This window comes from Blautia sp. AM47-4, assembly GCF_003479865.1.
Lineage (GTDB): Bacteria > Bacillota > Clostridia > Lachnospirales > Lachnospiraceae > Fusicatenibacter > Fusicatenibacter saccharivorans.
The window spans coordinates 1-845 of sequence record NZ_QUHY01000099.1 but is presented as its reverse complement, the minus strand read 5'-3'; the positions used below and the strand labels follow the sequence as shown (position 1 = coordinate 845).

Genomic DNA, 845 nt, shown 5'->3' with positions numbered 1-845 from the left:
CTTGTCCCTATCATAGGGGATGAAAATATGATTCAGGAAATGCCGGAAGAATTTAATAAAGTGTTAGAGGTACAGAAATCATGGAAGAAGTAATAAATGGAATCCTCATTCGTGAGGTGGAAACAAAGAACATCATGACTAAGTCTAGTCTACCGGTAGGCGGTTACTCGGTCAATCCCTATGTGGGCTGTACACATGCCTGCAAGTATTGCTATGCCTCTTTTATGAAGCGCTTTACCGGGCACAAGGAGGAATGGGGCACTTTCCTTGATGTGAAGCATTGGCCGGAAATTAAAAATCCGAAGAAATATGTCGGACAGCGGGTGGTCATCGGTTCTGTGACAGATGGCTACAATCCACAGGAGGAGCAATTCGGGAATACCAGAAAACTTCTGGAGCAGCTGATCGGCAGTGACGCAGATATTCTGATCTGCACAAAGTCGGATCTTGTGGTACGGGATATTGATTTGTTGAAGAAGCTTGGACGTGTAACCGTTTCATGGTCGATCAACACACTAGATGAAAATTTCAAGAACGATATGGATTCTGCTTCGAGCATTGAGCACCGTATCGCTGCTATGAAGCAGGTATATGAGGCAGGTATCCGTACAGTCTGTTTCGTATCCCCGGTATTTCCCGGTATCACGAATTTTGAAGCAATCTTTGAGCGGGTAAAGGATCAGTGCGATCTGTTCTGGCTCGAAAATCTCAATCTTCGAGGCGGTTTCAAAAAGACAATTATGGATTATATCGCCGGAAAATATCCTGATCTTGTACCACTTTACGACGAGATCTATAACAAGCATAACCGCAGCTACTTTGAAGCACTTGAAGTAAAAGCTGAG

The 845-nt window shown here is 44.0% G+C and carries 1 protein-coding gene and 1 pseudogene; both read left to right on the top strand.

The genetic code is table 11. The features are described from left to right. Positions 1 to 93, top strand: a pseudogene (locus DW965_RS22370) (radical SAM mobile pair protein A); the annotation flags it as partial. After that, positions 81 to 845: radical SAM mobile pair protein B (locus DW965_RS18790; RefSeq protein WP_119198680.1), on the top strand; the 765-nt coding region annotated here is incomplete at its 3' end. The pseudogene DW965_RS22370 and the gene DW965_RS18790, both read left to right, overlap by 13 nt.